This is a genomic window from Pseudomonas sp. PS02288 (assembly GCF_029959715.1).
GTDB classification, from domain to species: domain Bacteria; phylum Pseudomonadota; class Gammaproteobacteria; order Pseudomonadales; family Pseudomonadaceae; genus Pseudomonas_O; species Pseudomonas_O kuykendallii.
In genome coordinates this window covers 1-14493 of sequence record NZ_JASCPA010000082.1, presented here as the reverse complement: position 1 = coordinate 14493, position 14493 = coordinate 1, and the positions used below count along the sequence as shown (strand labels likewise).

The window sequence follows — 14493 nt, the reverse complement described above, 5'->3', positions numbered from 1 at the left end:
CCATATTTTTTTGGGGGGTGCCCCCCCGCGGGTTTGGGGGGGTGGGGGGGGGGGGGGGGGGGGCGGGCCGTACCCTCTCCCCCGGCCCCTCTCCCACGAATGAGAGAGGGGAGGGGCTGGTTCAGAACCCGGCGGGCGTTGCCTTGTGCCAGTCGCTGACCTGCTGGTACTGGTGCGCGACGTTGAGCAGGCGACCTTCCTGGAAGTACGGAGCCAGCAGCTGCACGCCCACCGGCAGGCCATCGACGAAGCCCGCGGGCATCGACAGGCCGGGAATTCCCGCCAGGTTGGCGGTGATGGTGTAGATGTCCTGCAGGTACTCGGCGACCGGGTCGTTGCTGTTCTCGCCGAGCTTCCAGGCCGCGCTGGGCGTGGTCGGGCCGAGGATCAGGTCGACTTCCTCGAAGGCCTTGACGAAGTCGTTCTTGATCAGCCGGCGGATCTTCTGCGCCTTCAGGTAGTAGGCGTCGTAGTAGCCGGCGGAGAGGGCGTAGGTGCCGACCATGATCCGCCGCTTGACCTCGGCACCGAAGCCTTCGGCGCGCGAGCGCTTGTACAGGTCGGTGAGGTCCGCAGGGTTCTCGCAGCGATAGCCGAAGCGGACGCCGTCGAAACGCGACAGGTTGGAGGACGCTTCGGCCGGGGCGATCACGTAGTACGCCGGAATTGCATGCTGCATGTTCGGCAGGCTGATGTCCTTGACCGTGGCGCCGAGCTTCTTCAGTTCCTCGACGCAGGCCAGCACCGCGTCGGCGATGCGTGCATCGAGGCCGGCGCTGAAGTACTCCACCGGCAGGCCGATGCGCAGCCCGGCGAGCGGCTGGCGGAGGGCGGCGAGGTAGTCGTCCAGCGGCTGATCGACGCTGGTCGAGTCCTTGGCGTCGAAACCGGCCATGGCGCCGAGCATCAGCGCGCAGTCCTCGGCGGTGCGCGCCAGCGGGCCGCCCTGATCGAGGCTGGAGGCGTAGGCGATCATGCCCCAGCGCGAAACGCGGCCGTAGGTCGGCTTGATCCCGGTGAGGTTGGTGAAGGCCGCCGGCTGGCGAATCGAGCCGCCGGTATCGGTGCCGGTGGCGGCCGGCAGCAGGCGCGCGGCCACGGCGGCCGCGGAACCGCCGGAGGAGCCGCCGGGCACGCGGTTGGCGTCCCAGGGGTTCTTCACCGGGCCGTAATGGCTGGATTCGTTGGCCGAGCCCATGGCGAACTCGTCCATGTTCAGCTTGCCGAGGGTCACGGTGCCGGCGCTGGCGAGCTTCGCCACCACGGTCGCATCGTAGGGCGCGGTGAAGTTGCCGAGGATCTTCGAGCCGCAGCTGGTGAGAACGCCCTGGGTGCAGAACAGGTCCTTGTGGCCGATCGGCGCGCCGAGCAGGGCACCGTTCTCGCCCGCGGCGCGGCGCGTATCGGCGGCTTGCGCCTGGCTCAGCGCCAACTCCTCGGTGATGCTGATGAAGGCGTTGAGTTGCGGGTCGAGCCGGGCGATACGGTCCAGCAGGTGGCGGGTCAGTTCTTCGGCAGAGAACTGCTTGGCGGCCAGGGCGCGGCCGATTTCGGCAAGCGTCAATGAATGCATCGTGGTTCCTTACTCGATCACTTTCGGCACGAGGTAGAGGCCCTCGGCCACGGCCGGGGCGATCGCCTGGTAGGCGTCGCGGCGATTGCTTTCGCCGACCACGTCCGCGCGCAGGCGCTGGGTGGCTTCCAGCGGGTGGGCCAGCGGCTCGATGCCGTCGGTGTCGACCGCCTGCATGCGGTCGACCAGGCCGAGAATGCTGTTGAGGGTGTCGGTGGTGCGCGGAATGTCGGCTTCATCCAGGCCCAGGCGGGCGAGGTGAGCGATCTTTTCCACATCGGAGCGTTCAAGCGCCATGGGCGTCTCCTGAGGGCGGGCGGGTGACGTGGAGAGGTATCCGGAAAAGGCGGAGGAACCGAATCCCGGAGGGGCGGTCGAAAGCCGCGTTTTCCGGCTGCGCGGGCCTGCCGAAACGCGTTCGACGCGGCCTGCGTTGCGGGTCCGTAGGGCCCGGGAAAACGGCCAATCTACCACAGCGCGCGGGTTGCCCAAAATCCCTGTCGTTGTTAGAGTCTGCGCACTTTTTTACCCACGCGTCGCCCCCAGGGTCTCTCTCCTCATGTTCAAGAAATTACGTGGCATGTTTTCCAGCGATCTGTCGATCGACCTGGGAACTGCCAACACCCTTATTTACGTGCGTGAACGCGGCATCGTCCTGAACGAGCCCTCTGTCGTCGCCATTCGTACCAGCGCCAATAATCAGAAGAGTGTGGTTGCCGTCGGTACCGAAGCCAAGCGCATGCTCGGCCGTACGCCGGGCAACATTTCGGCCATTCGTCCGATGAAGGACGGCGTCATCGCCGACTTCAGCGTCTGCGAAAAGATGCTCCAGTACTTCATCAACAAGGTTCACGAGAACAGCTTCCTTCAGCCCTCGCCGCGCGTGCTGATCTGCGTGCCGTGCAAGTCGACCCAGGTCGAGCGCCGGGCTATCCGCGAATCCGCCCTCGGTGCCGGCGCGCGTGAAGTGTTCCTCATCGAAGAGCCGATGGCCGCTGCCATCGGCGCCGGGCTGCCGGTCGAGGAAGCGCGTGGCTCGATGGTCGTCGACATCGGCGGCGGCACCACCGAAATCGCGCTGATCTCGCTCAACGGCGTGGTCTACGCCGAGTCCGTGCGCGTCGGCGGCGATCGTTTCGACGAAGCCATCGTCACCTACGTGCGCCGCAACTACGGTTCGCTGATCGGCGAATCCACCGCCGAGCGCATCAAGCAGGAAATCGGCACCGCCTACCCGAGCACCGAGATCCGCGAGATCGACGTCCGCGGCCGCAACCTGGCCGAAGGCGTACCGCGCAGCTTCACCCTCAGCTCCGCCGAAGTGCTCGAAGCGCTGCAGGAATCCCTGGCGACCATCGTCCAGGCGGTGAAGAGCTGCCTGGAGCAGTCGCCGCCCGAGCTGGCCTCGGACATCGCCGAGCGCGGCCTGGTGCTGACCGGTGGCGGTGCGCTGCTGCGCGATCTGGACAAGCTGCTGTCCCAGGAAACCGGCCTGCCGGTGATCGTCGCCGAGGACCCGCTGACCTGCGTGGCCCGTGGCGGCGGTCGCGCCCTGGAAATGATGGATCGCCACGCCATGGATCTGCTGTCTACGGAGTAAGCGGCGAACTGCAGGCCACCCGCTGCGGGCGGAACTCCGGCCGGTCCGGTATCCGCCCCGCGGCAAAGCGCTTGAAGCTTGCGGCTGCGAGGTGCCGACCATCAAACCGTTATTCGCCAAAGGACCTTTGCTCGGTGTACGCCTGCTGGTGTTCGGCGTGCTTTCGGCTGCCTTGATGGTGGTGGACGCGCGGTTCGATTTCCTCAAGCCGGCGCGCGGCCAGATGGGTCTCGTGCTGACCCCGTTCTACTGGCTCACCGAGCTGCCGGTGCGCACCTGGGAAGGCCTCACCCAGCAGGTCGCCAGCCGTGGAGAACTGGTCGCCGAGAACGAGAAGCTCAAGGCCGAGGCCCTGCTGATGCAGCGTCGCCTGCAGAAGCTCGCCACGCTGACCGAGCAGAACGTGCGCCTGCGCGAACTGCTGAACTCGTCCGCGCTGGTGGACGACAAGGTGCTGGTCGGCGAGCTGATCGGTGTCGATCCGAACCCCTTCACCCATCGCATTATCATCGACAAGGGCGGCCAGGACGGCGTGTTCCTCGGCCAGCCGGTGCTCGATGCGCGCGGGCTGATGGGCCAGGTCGTCGAAGTGATGCCCTACACCTCGCGGGTGTTGCTGCTCACCGACACCACCCACAGCATTCCCGTGCAGGTGAACCGCAACGGCCTGCGCGCCATCGCCAGCGGCACCGGCAACCCCGAGCGCCTTGAGCTTCGCCATGTCGCCGATACCGCCGACATAAAGGAAGGCGATCTGCTGGTCAGTTCCGGCCTCGGCCAGCGCTTCCCGGCCGGTTATCCGGTAGCGACGGTGAAGGAAGTCATCCACGACTCCGGCCAGCCGTTCGCCATCGTCCGCGCGGTGCCCACCGCCGCGTTGAACCGCAGTCGCTACGTCTTGCTGGTGTTCACCGACACCCGTTCGCCGGAAGAGCGCGCCAATGCCGCCGCCGAGGCGCAGGTGGCCGCTGACCAGAAGGCCGCCGGCGACGATGGGCAGAACCCCGCCACGCCGCCTGGCACGCCGGCTCCGGCCGCGCCGCCGACCCAGGCGCCGCCCGGGCAGGTCCCGCCCAACCCCGATCAGGGAGATCGCTGATGGTCGCGCGGCGTTCCAACAATGGCTGGCTGGTCTGGCTGACCTTCATCCTGGCGATGCTGCTCAGCGTGGCGCCGATGCCGGCATTCATGGAAATCGGTCGGCCGCTGTGGCCGGCGCTGGTGTTGACCTACTGGACGCTGGCGTTGCCGCAGAAGGTCGGGATGACCACCGCCTGGGTCATCGGCATCGCTCAGGACGTGCTCAACGGCACGCTGCTGGGGCAGAACGCGCTGGTCCTGACGCTCATCGTGTTCCTCGTGCTGGCGCTGCACCAGCGCCTGCGGATGTTCCCGATGTGGCAGCAGAGCCTGGTGCTGCTGGTGGTCTTCGGCCTGGCGCAACTGGTCCAGCTGTGGCTCAACGCGCTCACCGGCAACCGTCCGCCGACGCTTGCCTTCGTCCTCCCCGCCCTAGTCAGCGCCTTGCTCTGGCCCTGGGTCTGCGCGGCCCTGCGCGGCCTGCACCTGCGTCTGAACGTCAATTGAGCGGCGGGTCGGCGTGCCTTCCGCACGACAGGAAGCATTCCATGACCACACCCGTCCTCCACCTCGCCTCCGCTTCGCCACGCCGCCAGGAACTGCTGGCGCAGATCGGCGTGCGTTTCGTCAGCCGGGTCGCGCCGATCGATGAAACGCCGTTGCCTGGTGAGGCCGCGGCGGCCTACGTCGAGCGCCTTGCGCTGGCCAAGGCGCGGGCCGCGCAGACGACCCTCGAGCAGCCGGCCGGCGCCGTGGTGCTCGGTGCCGACACCGCCGTGGTGCTCGACGGGCGCATCCTCGGCAAGCCGCGCGACCGTGACGAGGCGCTGGCCACGCTGGCCGCGTTGTCCGCACGCGAACATGAAGTGCTCACCGCCGTTGCCCTGGTCGACGCGCAGCGCCACGCCACGCGCGTGGTCGCCAGCCGGGTGCGGTTCCGCGCCCTGGAACGCGCGGAGATCGAAGCCTACTGGGAGACCGGCGAGCCCTGCGACAAGGCGGGCAGCTACGGCATCCAGGGGTTGGCCGCGGTTTTCGTCAGCGGGCTGCAGGGCAGCTACTCGGCCGTGGTAGGGCTGCCGCTGTGCGAAACGGCGGAACTGTTGGCGAGCTTTGGCATCCGTTGCTGGGGCACCGACGTTGTCCCGGGGTGCTGAGTTGGAAGCCAGCGCGGGAAAGCTGTACAACTCAGCCACTGCCCTTCGGCTTTGCGCCAACGAGAACAATATGAGCGAAGAGATCCTGATCAACATCACGCCGATGGAATCGCGCGTGGCCGTGGTGGAAAACGGTGTGCTGCAGGAAGTGCACGTCGAGCGCACCCAGCGGCGTGGCATCGTCGGCAACATCTACAAGGGCAAGGTGGTCCGCGTGCTGCCGGGCATGCAGGCGGCGTTCGTCGACATCGGCCTGGAGCGCGCGGCGTTCATCCATGCCTCGGAAATCTCCACCCGCGAAGGCAGCGCGGTGGAAAGCATCAGCGCGCTGGTCCACGACGGCCAGGCGCTGGTGGTACAGGTGACCAAGGACCCGATCGGCAGCAAGGGCGCGCGGTTGACCACGCACCTGTCGATCCCGTCGCGCTACCTGGTGTACATGCCGCGCACCGCGCACGTCGGCATCTCGCTGAAGATCGAGGACGAGGCCGAGCGCGAACGCCTGAAGAAGGTGGTCGCCGACTGCGTTGCCGCCGAAGGCATCCAGGAAAACGGCGGCTTCATCCTGCGCACCGCCGCCGACGGCGCCCGCGCCGAGGATATCCTCGCCGACATCCGCTACCTGCGCCGGCTGTGGGACCAGATTGCCGCGCAGATGCAGGACGCCAGGGCGCCGACGGTGATCTACGAGGACCTTTCGCTGGCCCTGCGCACGCTGCGCGACCTGGTCAGCCCGCGCACCGAGAAGATTCGCATCGACTCCCGGGAAACCTTCCAGAAGGTCACCCAGTTCGTCGCCGAGCTGATGCCGGAAGTCGCCGACCGCCTTGAGCACTATCCGGGCGAGCGGCCGATCTTCGATCTCTACGGGGTCGAGGACGAAATCCAGAAGGCGCTGGAGCGCAAGGTGCTGCTCAAGTCCGGCGGCTACCTGGTGGTCGACCCGGCCGAGGCGATGACCACCATCGACGTCAACACCGGGGCGTTCGTCGGTCATCGCACGCTGGAAGAAACGATCTTCAAGACCAACCTCGAGGCGGCCACGGCCATTGCCCGGCAGCTGCGCCTGCGCAACATCGGCGGCATCATCATCATCGATTTCATCGACATGGAGGACGAGGAGCATCAGCGCCAGGTCCTGCGCACGCTGGAAAAACAGCTCGAACGCGACCATGCGAAGACCAACATCATCGGCATCACCGAACTCGGCCTGGTGCAGATGACCCGCAAGCGCACCCGCGAGAGCCTCGAGCAGATCCTCTGCGAGCCCTGCGGCCATTGCCACGGCCGCGGCAAGCTGAAGACCCCGGAAACCACCTGCTACGAAATCTTCCGTGAAATCCTCCGCGAGGCGCGTGCCTACCAGGCCGAGGGTTACCGGGTGCTGGCCAACCAAAAGGTGGTCGACCGGCTGCTCGACGAGGAATCCGGCAACGTCGCCGATCTCGAGGCGTTCATCGGGCGCACCATCAAGTTTCAGGTCGAAACCATGTACTCCCAGGAACAGTACGACGTGGTGCTGCTCTGAGCGCGCCGCTCGACGAGGGCCGTGCGGCCCGGCTGCTCGCCGCCCTCGTGCGTGGCGGGCTGTGGGCCTGCGCGCTGTTCCTGGTGCTGGCGGCGCTGTATGTGAGCCTCGGTCGGCAACTGGTGCCGTTGCTGGCGGAGTACCGCGCCGAGGTACAGGCCAAGGCCGGCGAGGCGTTGCAGATGCCGGTCAGTATCGGCAGCCTGGAAGGTCGCTGGCAGGGTTTCGCACCGGTGCTGTTCGCCCACGACGTGCTGGTCGGCGATGCCAATGCGCACCTGCGCCTGGAACAGGTGCGGATCAAGCCCGACCTGCTCGCCAGCCTGCTGGCGCGGCAGGTACGCATCGCCCATCTGGAACTGAGCGGCGTGCAACTCAGCCTGGTCCAGGACGAGGAGGGCAAGTGGGCGCTGCAGGGCCTGCCGCAGCGTCCCGACCAGCCGCCCGTGCAGCCGGCGCAGATACTCGAGCAACTGCGCAAGGTTTCGACGCTGTCCGTGCTGGACAGCCAGCTGATCCTCAAACCCTCCGCGGCCGAGCCGATCGGCATCAGCTCGGTCGGCCTGACCCTGCGCAGCGGCGCCCGCCAGCGCCTCGACGGTCGGCTGATGCTGCCGGACGGCCAGCCGCTGATGTTCGACCTCAACAGCCGGCTGAGCGCCAGCGGCTGGCAGGACACCGAGGCCGAGTTCTACCTGAGCCTGCCGCAGAGCGACTGGGCGCAGTGGCTGCCGGCGCGGCTCACCCGCGACTGGCACATCGGTGCGTTGCAGGCCGGTGGCGAAGTCTGGGCCACCTGGGCCAACGGTGGTGTCGCCCGTGCGGTGGCCCGCCTGCATGCGCCTAAGGTGTCCGCCGGTTATGCCGAGCGCAAGCCGGTGACGATGGACGACCTGGCCTTCAACGCCTACTACGACCGCCGCGACGATGGCTTCGACCTGCTGGTCGATTCGCTGGCCGTGAGCCTCGGCGAAACCCGCTGGGGCGAGGTCAAGCTGGCGCTGGGACAGCAGCGGCGTGGCGCGGCCGACGAAGTCTGGAAGCTCGCCGCCGACCGGCTCGACCTGACCCCGCTGGCGCCCGCCGTCGAGGCCCTGGCGCCGTTGCCGGACAAGCTCGCCGAGATCATCGAAGGCCTGCAACCGCGCGGTTCCCTGCACAACGTGCAACTGGCCTGGCAACCCCAGGCCGAAGGCGACAAGCGCGTCCAGTTCGCCGCCAACCTCGAGCGCATCGCCTTCAGCGCCGTGCATGGGGCGCCCGCCGCGGAGAACGTCAGTGGCGCCATCTCCGGTGACCTCGGCCAGGGCGAGCTGCGCCTGGATGCCCCGGATTTCGTGCTGCACCTCGACCATTTCTTCCCGCAGCCGTGGAAATACCGCCAGGCCAACGCGCGCCTGACCTGGAGCCTCGATCAGGAAGCCTTCACCCTCGCCAGCCGCTACATGAAGGTCAGCGGCGACGAGGGCGAGCTCGCCGGCGACATGCTGATCCGCCTGCAGCGCGACCCGTCGCGGGAAAGCTACATGGACCTGCGCGTGACACTGCACGACGGCGACGCGCGCTACACCGAGAAGTACTTGCCGACGGTGACGCCGGCCCTCAGCCCTGCGCTGGCCGACTGGCTGAAGACGGCGATCCGCGGCGGGCGCATCGACGAAGGCTGGTTCCAGTACCAGGGCTCGCTGATGCACGGCGCGCAGGACGGCGCCCGGTCCATCGACCTGTTCTTCAAGGTGCACGACGCCGAACTGGCCTTTCAGCCCGGCTGGCCGTCGGTGCGCGGTGCGCGGGGCGAAGTGTTCGTCGAGGACAGCGGCGTGCGGGTCGACGTCTCCGAAGGGCTGCTGCTGGACAGCCGCGTGACCGACGTCAAGGCGCGGGTGCCGCACGTGCCGGCGGGGCAGGTGTCGCGCCTGCTGATCGACGGCAAGGTCGCCAGCAGCGTGGCCGACGGCTTGAAGATCCTCCAGGAAACCCCGCTTAAGAGCGCCGCCGAATCCTTCGCCGGCTGGCGTGGCGAGGGGCCGCTGGATGGCCGTCTGCAGCTCGACATCCCGCTGAACAAGGGCGGGCAGCCGCTGGTCGTGGTCGACTTCGCCACCCAGGGCGCGACGCTGCGCATCGACAAGCCACTGCTTGAACTGAGCCAGGTGTCCGGGGCGTTCCGCTTCGACAGCGCCAAGGGCCTCAGCGCGCCGGACGTGCGTGCGCAACTGTTCGGCAGGCCGGTGCAGGGCAAGGTGTTCGCCGAAGGCAGCGCCCGGCCGCTGACACGCATCGAGGCCAGCGGCCAGGTGGCGGTGAAAACGCTCGCCGAATGGCTCGGCGTGACCCAGACGCTGCCCGTGACCGGCAGCATTCCCTATCGCCTCGGCGTGTCGATTTCCGACGACAGCCAGCTGCGCGTCGACTCCGACCTCAAGGGCGTCGGCATCGAACTGCCCGCGCCCTTCGGCAAGGGCGTCGACGAGACCCGCAACGCCACCTGGCGGATGAACCTGAGCGGTCCCGAGCGGCGCATGTGGGCCGACCTGCAGGACGCCGGCAGCCTGGCGCTGGCGATGCCGGCGAACGACCAGAAGCAGCTGCGTGGCGAGCTGCGGCTCGGCGCAGGCGCCGCGGTGGCGCCGGTCGACCGTGGCCTTAGGGTGCGCGGGAGCCTCGCCGAGTTCGACCTGGATGCCTGGAAAGCCGCGCTGGAGCAGAGCAAGGCGCCGGTGCAGCCGAAGGACGCGCAGCAACTGCTGCGCGCCATCGACGTGCGCATCGGTACCTTCAAGGGGTTCGGACGCGAGGTGAACGACGTCAGCGCGCAGATCCAGCGTGGCCAGCACACCTGGCAGGCGATCATCGACAGCGACCCGCTGTCCGGGCGCATCGACCTGCCGGACGATGACAGCCCGGTCTACGTCGACCTGCGTCGCCTGCGCCTGCCGGCCGCCGACCCCGTGCCGCTGGATCCGCAGGCGCCGGTGGTGGAGAAGCCCGATCCGCTGGCCGATGTCGATCCGCGTTCGATACCGGCGCTCAACCTGCATGTGGACCAGGTGTATCAGGGCGACGTGCTGCTCGGCGCCTGGTCGTTCAAGTCGCGGCCGACCGCCACCGGCGCGCGTTTCAGCGACGTGAAGCTGGGCCTCAAGGGCCTGCAGATCAACGGCGAGGGTGGCTGGGAAGGCCAGGCCGCGCCCGCCAGCTGGTTCAAGGGGAAGCTCGGCGGCGGCGATCTCTCCAACGTGTTGCTGGCCTGGGATTTCGCACCGAGCGTGACCAGCGAGAAGTTCAGCCTGGATGTCGACGGGCGCTGGCCGGGCTCGCCGGCCTGGTTCAGCCTCAAGCGTTTCTCCGGTGACATCGACGCCAGCCTGCACAAGGGCCAGTTCGTCGAGGCCCAGGGCTCCGCCTCGGCGCTGCGTGTGTTCGGCCTGCTCAACTTCAACTCCATCGGCCGGCGCCTGCGCCTGGACTTCTCCGACCTGCTCGGCAAAGGCCTCAGCTACGACCGGGTCAAGGGACGCCTGCTCGGCAGCGACGGCGTGTTCACCACCCGCGAACCGATCACCCTGACCGGGCCCTCGAGCAACCTCGAGCTGAATGGCACGCTGGACATGCTCAACGACCAGATCGACGCCAAGCTGCTGGTGACCTTGCCGGTGAGCAACAACCTGCCGATCGCCGCGCTGATCGTCGGTGCGCCGGCCATCGGCGGTGCGCTGTTCGTCGCCGACAAGCTGTTCGGCGACAAGGTGGCGCGGCTGGCCAGCGTACAGTACGACGTAGAAGGCTCGCTGCAGGACCCGAAGATCAGCTTCGACAAGCCTTTCGAGAAGCCGAAGTGAGCGGCCTGTGCGAACCCGCTGCCCTCCTTGTCCGCGCGGAGCGCCCATGAGCATTGCGCTGATCCAGATGGTCAGCCAGGACGATGTCCTGGCCAATCTCTCGGCCGCCCAGCGGCTGTTGCGACAAGCCGCGGACGGCGGCGCGCGGCTCGCCGTGCTGCCGGAGAACTTCGCCGCGATGGGCCGTCGTGACGCCTTGCGCATCGGCCACGAGGAAGCCGCCGGGCGGGGACCGATCCTGCCGTGGTTGAAACGCACTGCCCGCGACCTCAGGTTATGGGTAGTGGCGGGCACCGTGCCGCTGCCGGCCGACGACGAGCCGCACGGCAAACCCAATGCCTGCTCGCTGCTGATCGACGAGGACGGCGAGCGCGCGGCGCGTTACGACAAGCTGCACCTGTTCGATGTGGACGTGAGCGACAGCCGCGGTCGTTACCGGGAGTCCGATGATTACCGGCACGGCGGACAGCTGGTGGTGGCGGATACGCCGGTCGGCCGGCTGGGGCTGAGCGTCTGTTACGATTTGCGCTTTCCGGAGCTGTACACGCGGCTGCGCGAGGCCGGCGCCGAGCTGATCAGCGCGCCTTCGGCGTTCACCGCAGTGACCGGCGCCGCGCATTGGGAAGTGCTGGTGCGTGCCCGCGCCATCGAAACCCAGTGCTACCTGCTGGCGGCGGCGCAGGGCGGCATGCACCCCGGCCCGCGCGAGACCTACGGCCATTCGCTGCTGGTTGACCCCTGGGGGCGCATCGTCGCCGAGCGGGCGGCCGGCGAGGGCGTGCTGTTCGGTCAGCGCGACGCCGAGGAACAGGCGAGCATCCGCCAGCGCATGCCGGTCACTGGCCACCGGCGATTTTCCGTGTCGACCGCCCCGCGGCCGATCACCCTGGAGTGACTATGACGACCATGCTGCACCGCGTAAGCGAACACCTGTTGAGCCCCGGCGGCCTGAGCCTGGACGCCCTGCCGGCGTTGCTCGGTGAAATCGCCGGGCCGGGTATCGACGCCGCCGACCTGTATTTCCACGACCAGATTTCCGAGTCCTGGGTCCTCGAGGACGGCATCGTCAAGGACGGTAGTTTCAACCTGGACCAGGGCGTCGGCGTGCGAGCGCTGTCCGGCGAGAAGACCGGCTTCGCCTACAGCAACGCGATCACCGGCGCCGCGCTGGGTGCCGCTGCCCGTGCCGCGCGCTCCATCGCCCGCGCCGGCCAGGAAGGCCGCGTGCAGGCCTTCTCCAGCCCGGACGTGCCGCGCCTGTATGCCCTGGACAACCCGCTGGACGTGCTCGACCGCGCGCAGAAGGTCGAGCTGCTCAAGCGCATCGACGTCGCCACCCGCGCGCTCGATCCGCGCATCAAGCAGGTCACCGTCAGCCTCGCCGGCCTCTGGGAACGCATCCTCGTCGCCGCGCTGGACGGCAGCCTGGGCGCGGACATCCGCCCGCTGGTGCGCTTCAACGTCAGCGTGATCGTCGAGCAGAACGGCCGTCGCGAGCGCGGCAGCCACGGCGGCGGCGGGCGTACCGACTACCGTTTCTTCCTCGACAGCGTGGGCGTCGAAGACCGCGCTACCGGCTACGCCCGCGAGGCGCTGCGCCAGGCGCTGGTGAACCTCGAAGCGATTCCCGCGCCGGCCGGCACGCTGCCGGTGGTGCTCGGGTCCGGTTGGTCCGGCGTGCTCCTGCACGAAGCGGTCGGGCACGGCCTGGAAGGCGACTTCAACCGCAAGGGCAGCTCCGCCTACAGCGGCCGCATGGGCGAGCGCGTGGCGTCGAGCCTGTGCACCATCGTCGACGACGGCACCCTGGCCGACCGCCGCGGTTCGCTGAGCATCGACGACGAAGGCACGCCGACCCATTGCACCACGCTGATCGAGAACGGCGTGCTCAAGGGCTACATGCAGGACAAGCTGAACGCGCGCCTGATGGGGGTGGCGCCGACCGGCAACGGCCGCCGCGAGTCCTACGCGCACCTGCCGATGCCGCGGATGACCAACACCTACATGCTGGCCGGTGAAAGCGACCCGGAAGAAATCATCCGCTCGGTGAAGAAGGGCATCTACTGCGCCAGCCTCGGCGGCGGCCAGGTGGACATCACCAGCGGCAAGTTCGTCTTCTCCACCAGCGAGGCCTACCTGATCGAGGACGGCAAGCTCGGCGCCCCGGTGAAAGGCGCGACGCTGATCGGCAACGGTCCGGAAGTGATGAACAAGGTGTCGATGGTCGGCAACGACCTGGCGCTGGACAGCGGCGTCGGCACCTGCGGCAAGGACGGCCAGTCGGTGCCGGTGGGCGTCGGTCAGCCGACGCTGAAGATCGACGGGATCACCGTGGGTGGAACCGGCGCCTGAGGGCGCCGGAGCGGCGGATCAACGAAGCCCGCGCAGGGTTTCGTCGAGTTCGCGGATGTACTTGAAGACCTTCCGCGCCGCGGCCGGCGGTTTGTTGTGGGCCGCCTCGTGCTGGGCATGACGGACCAGGCTGCGCAGGTGCTGGCGGTCGGTTTCCGGGTATTCGGCAACGAAGTTTTCCAGGGTGGTGTCGTCGCCGCCGATCAGCCGGTCGCGCCAGCGCTCCAGGGCGTGAAAACGCTCGTTGTACTGGCGGGTGGAGGAGTCGAGCTGGTCGACCAGGGCGAGAATCGCCTCGACGTCCTGATCGCGCATCAGCTTGCCGATGAACTGGACGTGGCGTTTGCGGGCGACGTTGGCGGTGTGCTTCGGCGCTTCGGCCAGCGCCCGGCGCAGGGCATCGGACAGCGGCATGCGTTCGAGCACGTCGGGCTTGAACTGGGTCAGACGCTGACCGAGCTCCTGCAACGCATGCAGCTCGCGCTTGACCTGGGATTTGCTCTTCTCCTCGGAGAAGGCATCGTCGATAGATTCAGACATGGGGGCGATCCAGTGGAAAACGCCGCCATGATAACAGCAGCCCCACGGCGGGCGCTCGCAGCCCGTCCTTGCGGCGCTGCCAATGAACAGATTGAGGAGTCGCCATGAGTTCTACAGACATCGTCGGGCCGCAGGCCCTGCCGGAATTGCAGGCGAAGGTCGAACGCATCATCGCCGAAGCCCGGCGCCAGGGCGCCACCGCCAGCGAGGTGTCGGTATCGGTGGAGCAGGGGCTGTCCACCTCGGTGCGTCAGCGCGAGGTCGAAACCGTCGAGTTCAACCGCGACGAAGGCTTCGGCATCACCCTCTACCTGGGACAGCGCAAGGGTTCGGCGAGCACCTCGGCAAGTGGCGACGCGGCGATCCAGGAAACCGTCGCGGCGGCCCTGGCGATCGCCCGGCACGCCTCCGAGGACGAGGCCGCCGGCCTCGCCGACGCCGCGCTGATGGCCCGCGAGCTGCCCGAGCTCGACCTCTACCATCCCTGGGCGATCACCCCGGAGCGCGCCATCGAGCTGGCGCTGGACTGCGAGGCGCACGCCTTCGATACCGATACACGGATTCGCAACGCCGATGGAACCAGCGTCAGCACCCATCAGGGCTGCCGCGTCTACGGCAACAGCCACGGTTTCGTCGGCGGTTACGCCAGCACCCGCCACAGTCTCAGCTGCGTGATGATCGCCGAGGCCGACGGGCAGATGCAGCGCGACTATTGGTACGACGTCAACCGCCAGGGCGAACTGCTCGGCGCGCCGGCCTACATCGGCCGTCGCGCCGCCGAGCGCGCGGTGAGCCGCCTTGGTGCGCGCCCGGTGCCGACC

The 14493-nt window shown here is 68.2% G+C and carries 12 protein-coding genes; 9 read left to right on the top strand and 3 right to left on the bottom strand.

Going from position 1 to position 14493, the window contains the following annotated elements:
* Positions 1 to 121: 121 nt before the first annotated feature.
* The gene (gatA, locus tag QMX85_RS21850) at positions 122 to 1573 is read right to left on the bottom strand and encodes an Asp-tRNA(Asn)/Glu-tRNA(Gln) amidotransferase subunit GatA (RefSeq protein ID WP_282344421.1); all 1452 of its coding nucleotides are present in this window, start codon (positions 1571 to 1573) and stop codon (positions 122 to 124) included.
* Between the two features lie 9 nt (positions 1574 to 1582).
* Positions 1583 to 1870, bottom strand: a complete 288-nt coding sequence (gene gatC / locus QMX85_RS21845) for an Asp-tRNA(Asn)/Glu-tRNA(Gln) amidotransferase subunit GatC (RefSeq protein ID WP_282344419.1) — start codon at positions 1868 to 1870, stop codon at positions 1583 to 1585.
* A gap of 262 nt (positions 1871 to 2132) precedes the next feature.
* On the opposite strand from gatC, the gene mreB reads away from it, so the two are divergent.
* From mreB to tldD, 8 genes are all read left to right on the top strand, one after another.
* Positions 2133 to 3173 carry a rod shape-determining protein MreB gene (gene mreB, locus QMX85_RS21840; protein WP_273232503.1) on the top strand — a complete coding sequence of 347 codons (1041 nt, stop codon included), beginning with the start codon at positions 2133 to 2135 and terminating at the stop codon, positions 3171 to 3173.
* Between the two features lie 100 nt (positions 3174 to 3273).
* Positions 3274 to 4272 (top strand): rod shape-determining protein MreC, encoded by a 999-nt coding sequence (gene mreC / locus QMX85_RS21835; protein ID WP_282344423.1) that lies wholly within the window; start codon positions 3274 to 3276, stop codon positions 4270 to 4272.
* The gene (gene mreD, locus QMX85_RS21830; protein ID WP_090226408.1) at positions 4272 to 4760 is read left to right on the top strand and encodes a rod shape-determining protein MreD; all 489 of its coding nucleotides are present in this window, start codon (positions 4272 to 4274) and stop codon (positions 4758 to 4760) included. The genes mreC and mreD overlap by 1 nt, the downstream gene beginning before the upstream one ends.
* Positions 4761 to 4801: 41 nt before the next feature.
* Positions 4802 to 5410 carry a Maf family protein gene (locus QMX85_RS21825; protein ID WP_282344412.1) on the top strand — a complete coding sequence of 203 codons (609 nt, stop codon included), beginning with the start codon at positions 4802 to 4804 and terminating at the stop codon, positions 5408 to 5410.
* A gap of 70 nt (positions 5411 to 5480) precedes the next feature.
* Positions 5481 to 6938, top strand: coding sequence for a ribonuclease G (gene rng, locus QMX85_RS21820; RefSeq protein WP_282344410.1), 1458 nt, complete (start codon positions 5481 to 5483; stop codon positions 6936 to 6938).
* 47 nt (positions 6939 to 6985) lie between these two features.
* Positions 6986 to 10780: a YhdP family protein gene (locus QMX85_RS21815; protein ID WP_282344408.1), complete on the top strand. Its 3795-nt coding sequence runs from the start codon at positions 6986 to 6988 to the stop codon at positions 10778 to 10780.
* Between the two features lie 46 nt (positions 10781 to 10826).
* The gene (locus tag QMX85_RS21810; protein ID WP_282344406.1) at positions 10827 to 11675 is read left to right on the top strand and encodes a carbon-nitrogen hydrolase family protein; all 849 of its coding nucleotides are present in this window, start codon (positions 10827 to 10829) and stop codon (positions 11673 to 11675) included.
* 2 nt (positions 11676 to 11677) lie between these two features.
* The gene (gene tldD / locus QMX85_RS21805) at positions 11678 to 13132 is read left to right on the top strand and encodes a metalloprotease TldD (protein ID WP_282344405.1); all 1455 of its coding nucleotides are present in this window, start codon (positions 11678 to 11680) and stop codon (positions 13130 to 13132) included.
* Between the two features lie 18 nt (positions 13133 to 13150).
* On the opposite strand, the gene yjgA is transcribed toward tldD, so the two are convergent.
* Positions 13151 to 13672 (bottom strand): ribosome biogenesis factor YjgA, encoded by a 522-nt coding sequence (yjgA, locus tag QMX85_RS21800; protein ID WP_090226424.1) that lies wholly within the window; start codon positions 13670 to 13672, stop codon positions 13151 to 13153.
* A 104-nt stretch (positions 13673 to 13776) separates the two neighbouring features.
* Between yjgA and QMX85_RS21795 the strand changes: the two genes are divergently transcribed.
* On the top strand, positions 13777 to 14493 hold a 717-nt coding region (locus QMX85_RS21795; protein ID WP_282344403.1), incomplete at its 3' end, for a DNA gyrase modulator.

What these genes read in the sequence shown, in the direction of transcription:
- QMX85_RS21810 (WP_282344406.1), top strand. Translation starts at nt 10,827, where the DNA reads ATGAGCATTGCGCTGATCCAGATGGTCAGCCAGGACGATGTCCTGGCC.
- gatA (WP_282344421.1), bottom strand. Translation starts at nt 1,573, where the DNA reads ATGCATTCATTGACGCTTGCCGAAATCGGCCGCGCCCTGGCCGCCAAG.
- QMX85_RS21825 (WP_282344412.1), top strand. Translation starts at nt 4,802, where the DNA reads ATGACCACACCCGTCCTCCACCTCGCCTCCGCTTCGCCACGCCGCCAG.
- yjgA (WP_090226424.1), bottom strand. Translation starts at nt 13,672, where the DNA reads ATGTCTGAATCTATCGACGATGCCTTCTCCGAGGAGAAGAGCAAATCC.
- gatC (WP_282344419.1), bottom strand. Translation starts at nt 1,870, where the DNA reads ATGGCGCTTGAACGCTCCGATGTGGAAAAGATCGCTCACCTCGCCCGC.
- rng (WP_282344410.1), top strand. Translation starts at nt 5,481, where the DNA reads ATGAGCGAAGAGATCCTGATCAACATCACGCCGATGGAATCGCGCGTG.
- tldD (WP_282344405.1), top strand. Translation starts at nt 11,678, where the DNA reads ATGACGACCATGCTGCACCGCGTAAGCGAACACCTGTTGAGCCCCGGC.
- mreB (WP_273232503.1), top strand. Translation starts at nt 2,133, where the DNA reads ATGTTCAAGAAATTACGTGGCATGTTTTCCAGCGATCTGTCGATCGAC.
- mreD (WP_090226408.1), top strand. Translation starts at nt 4,272, where the DNA reads ATGGTCGCGCGGCGTTCCAACAATGGCTGGCTGGTCTGGCTGACCTTC.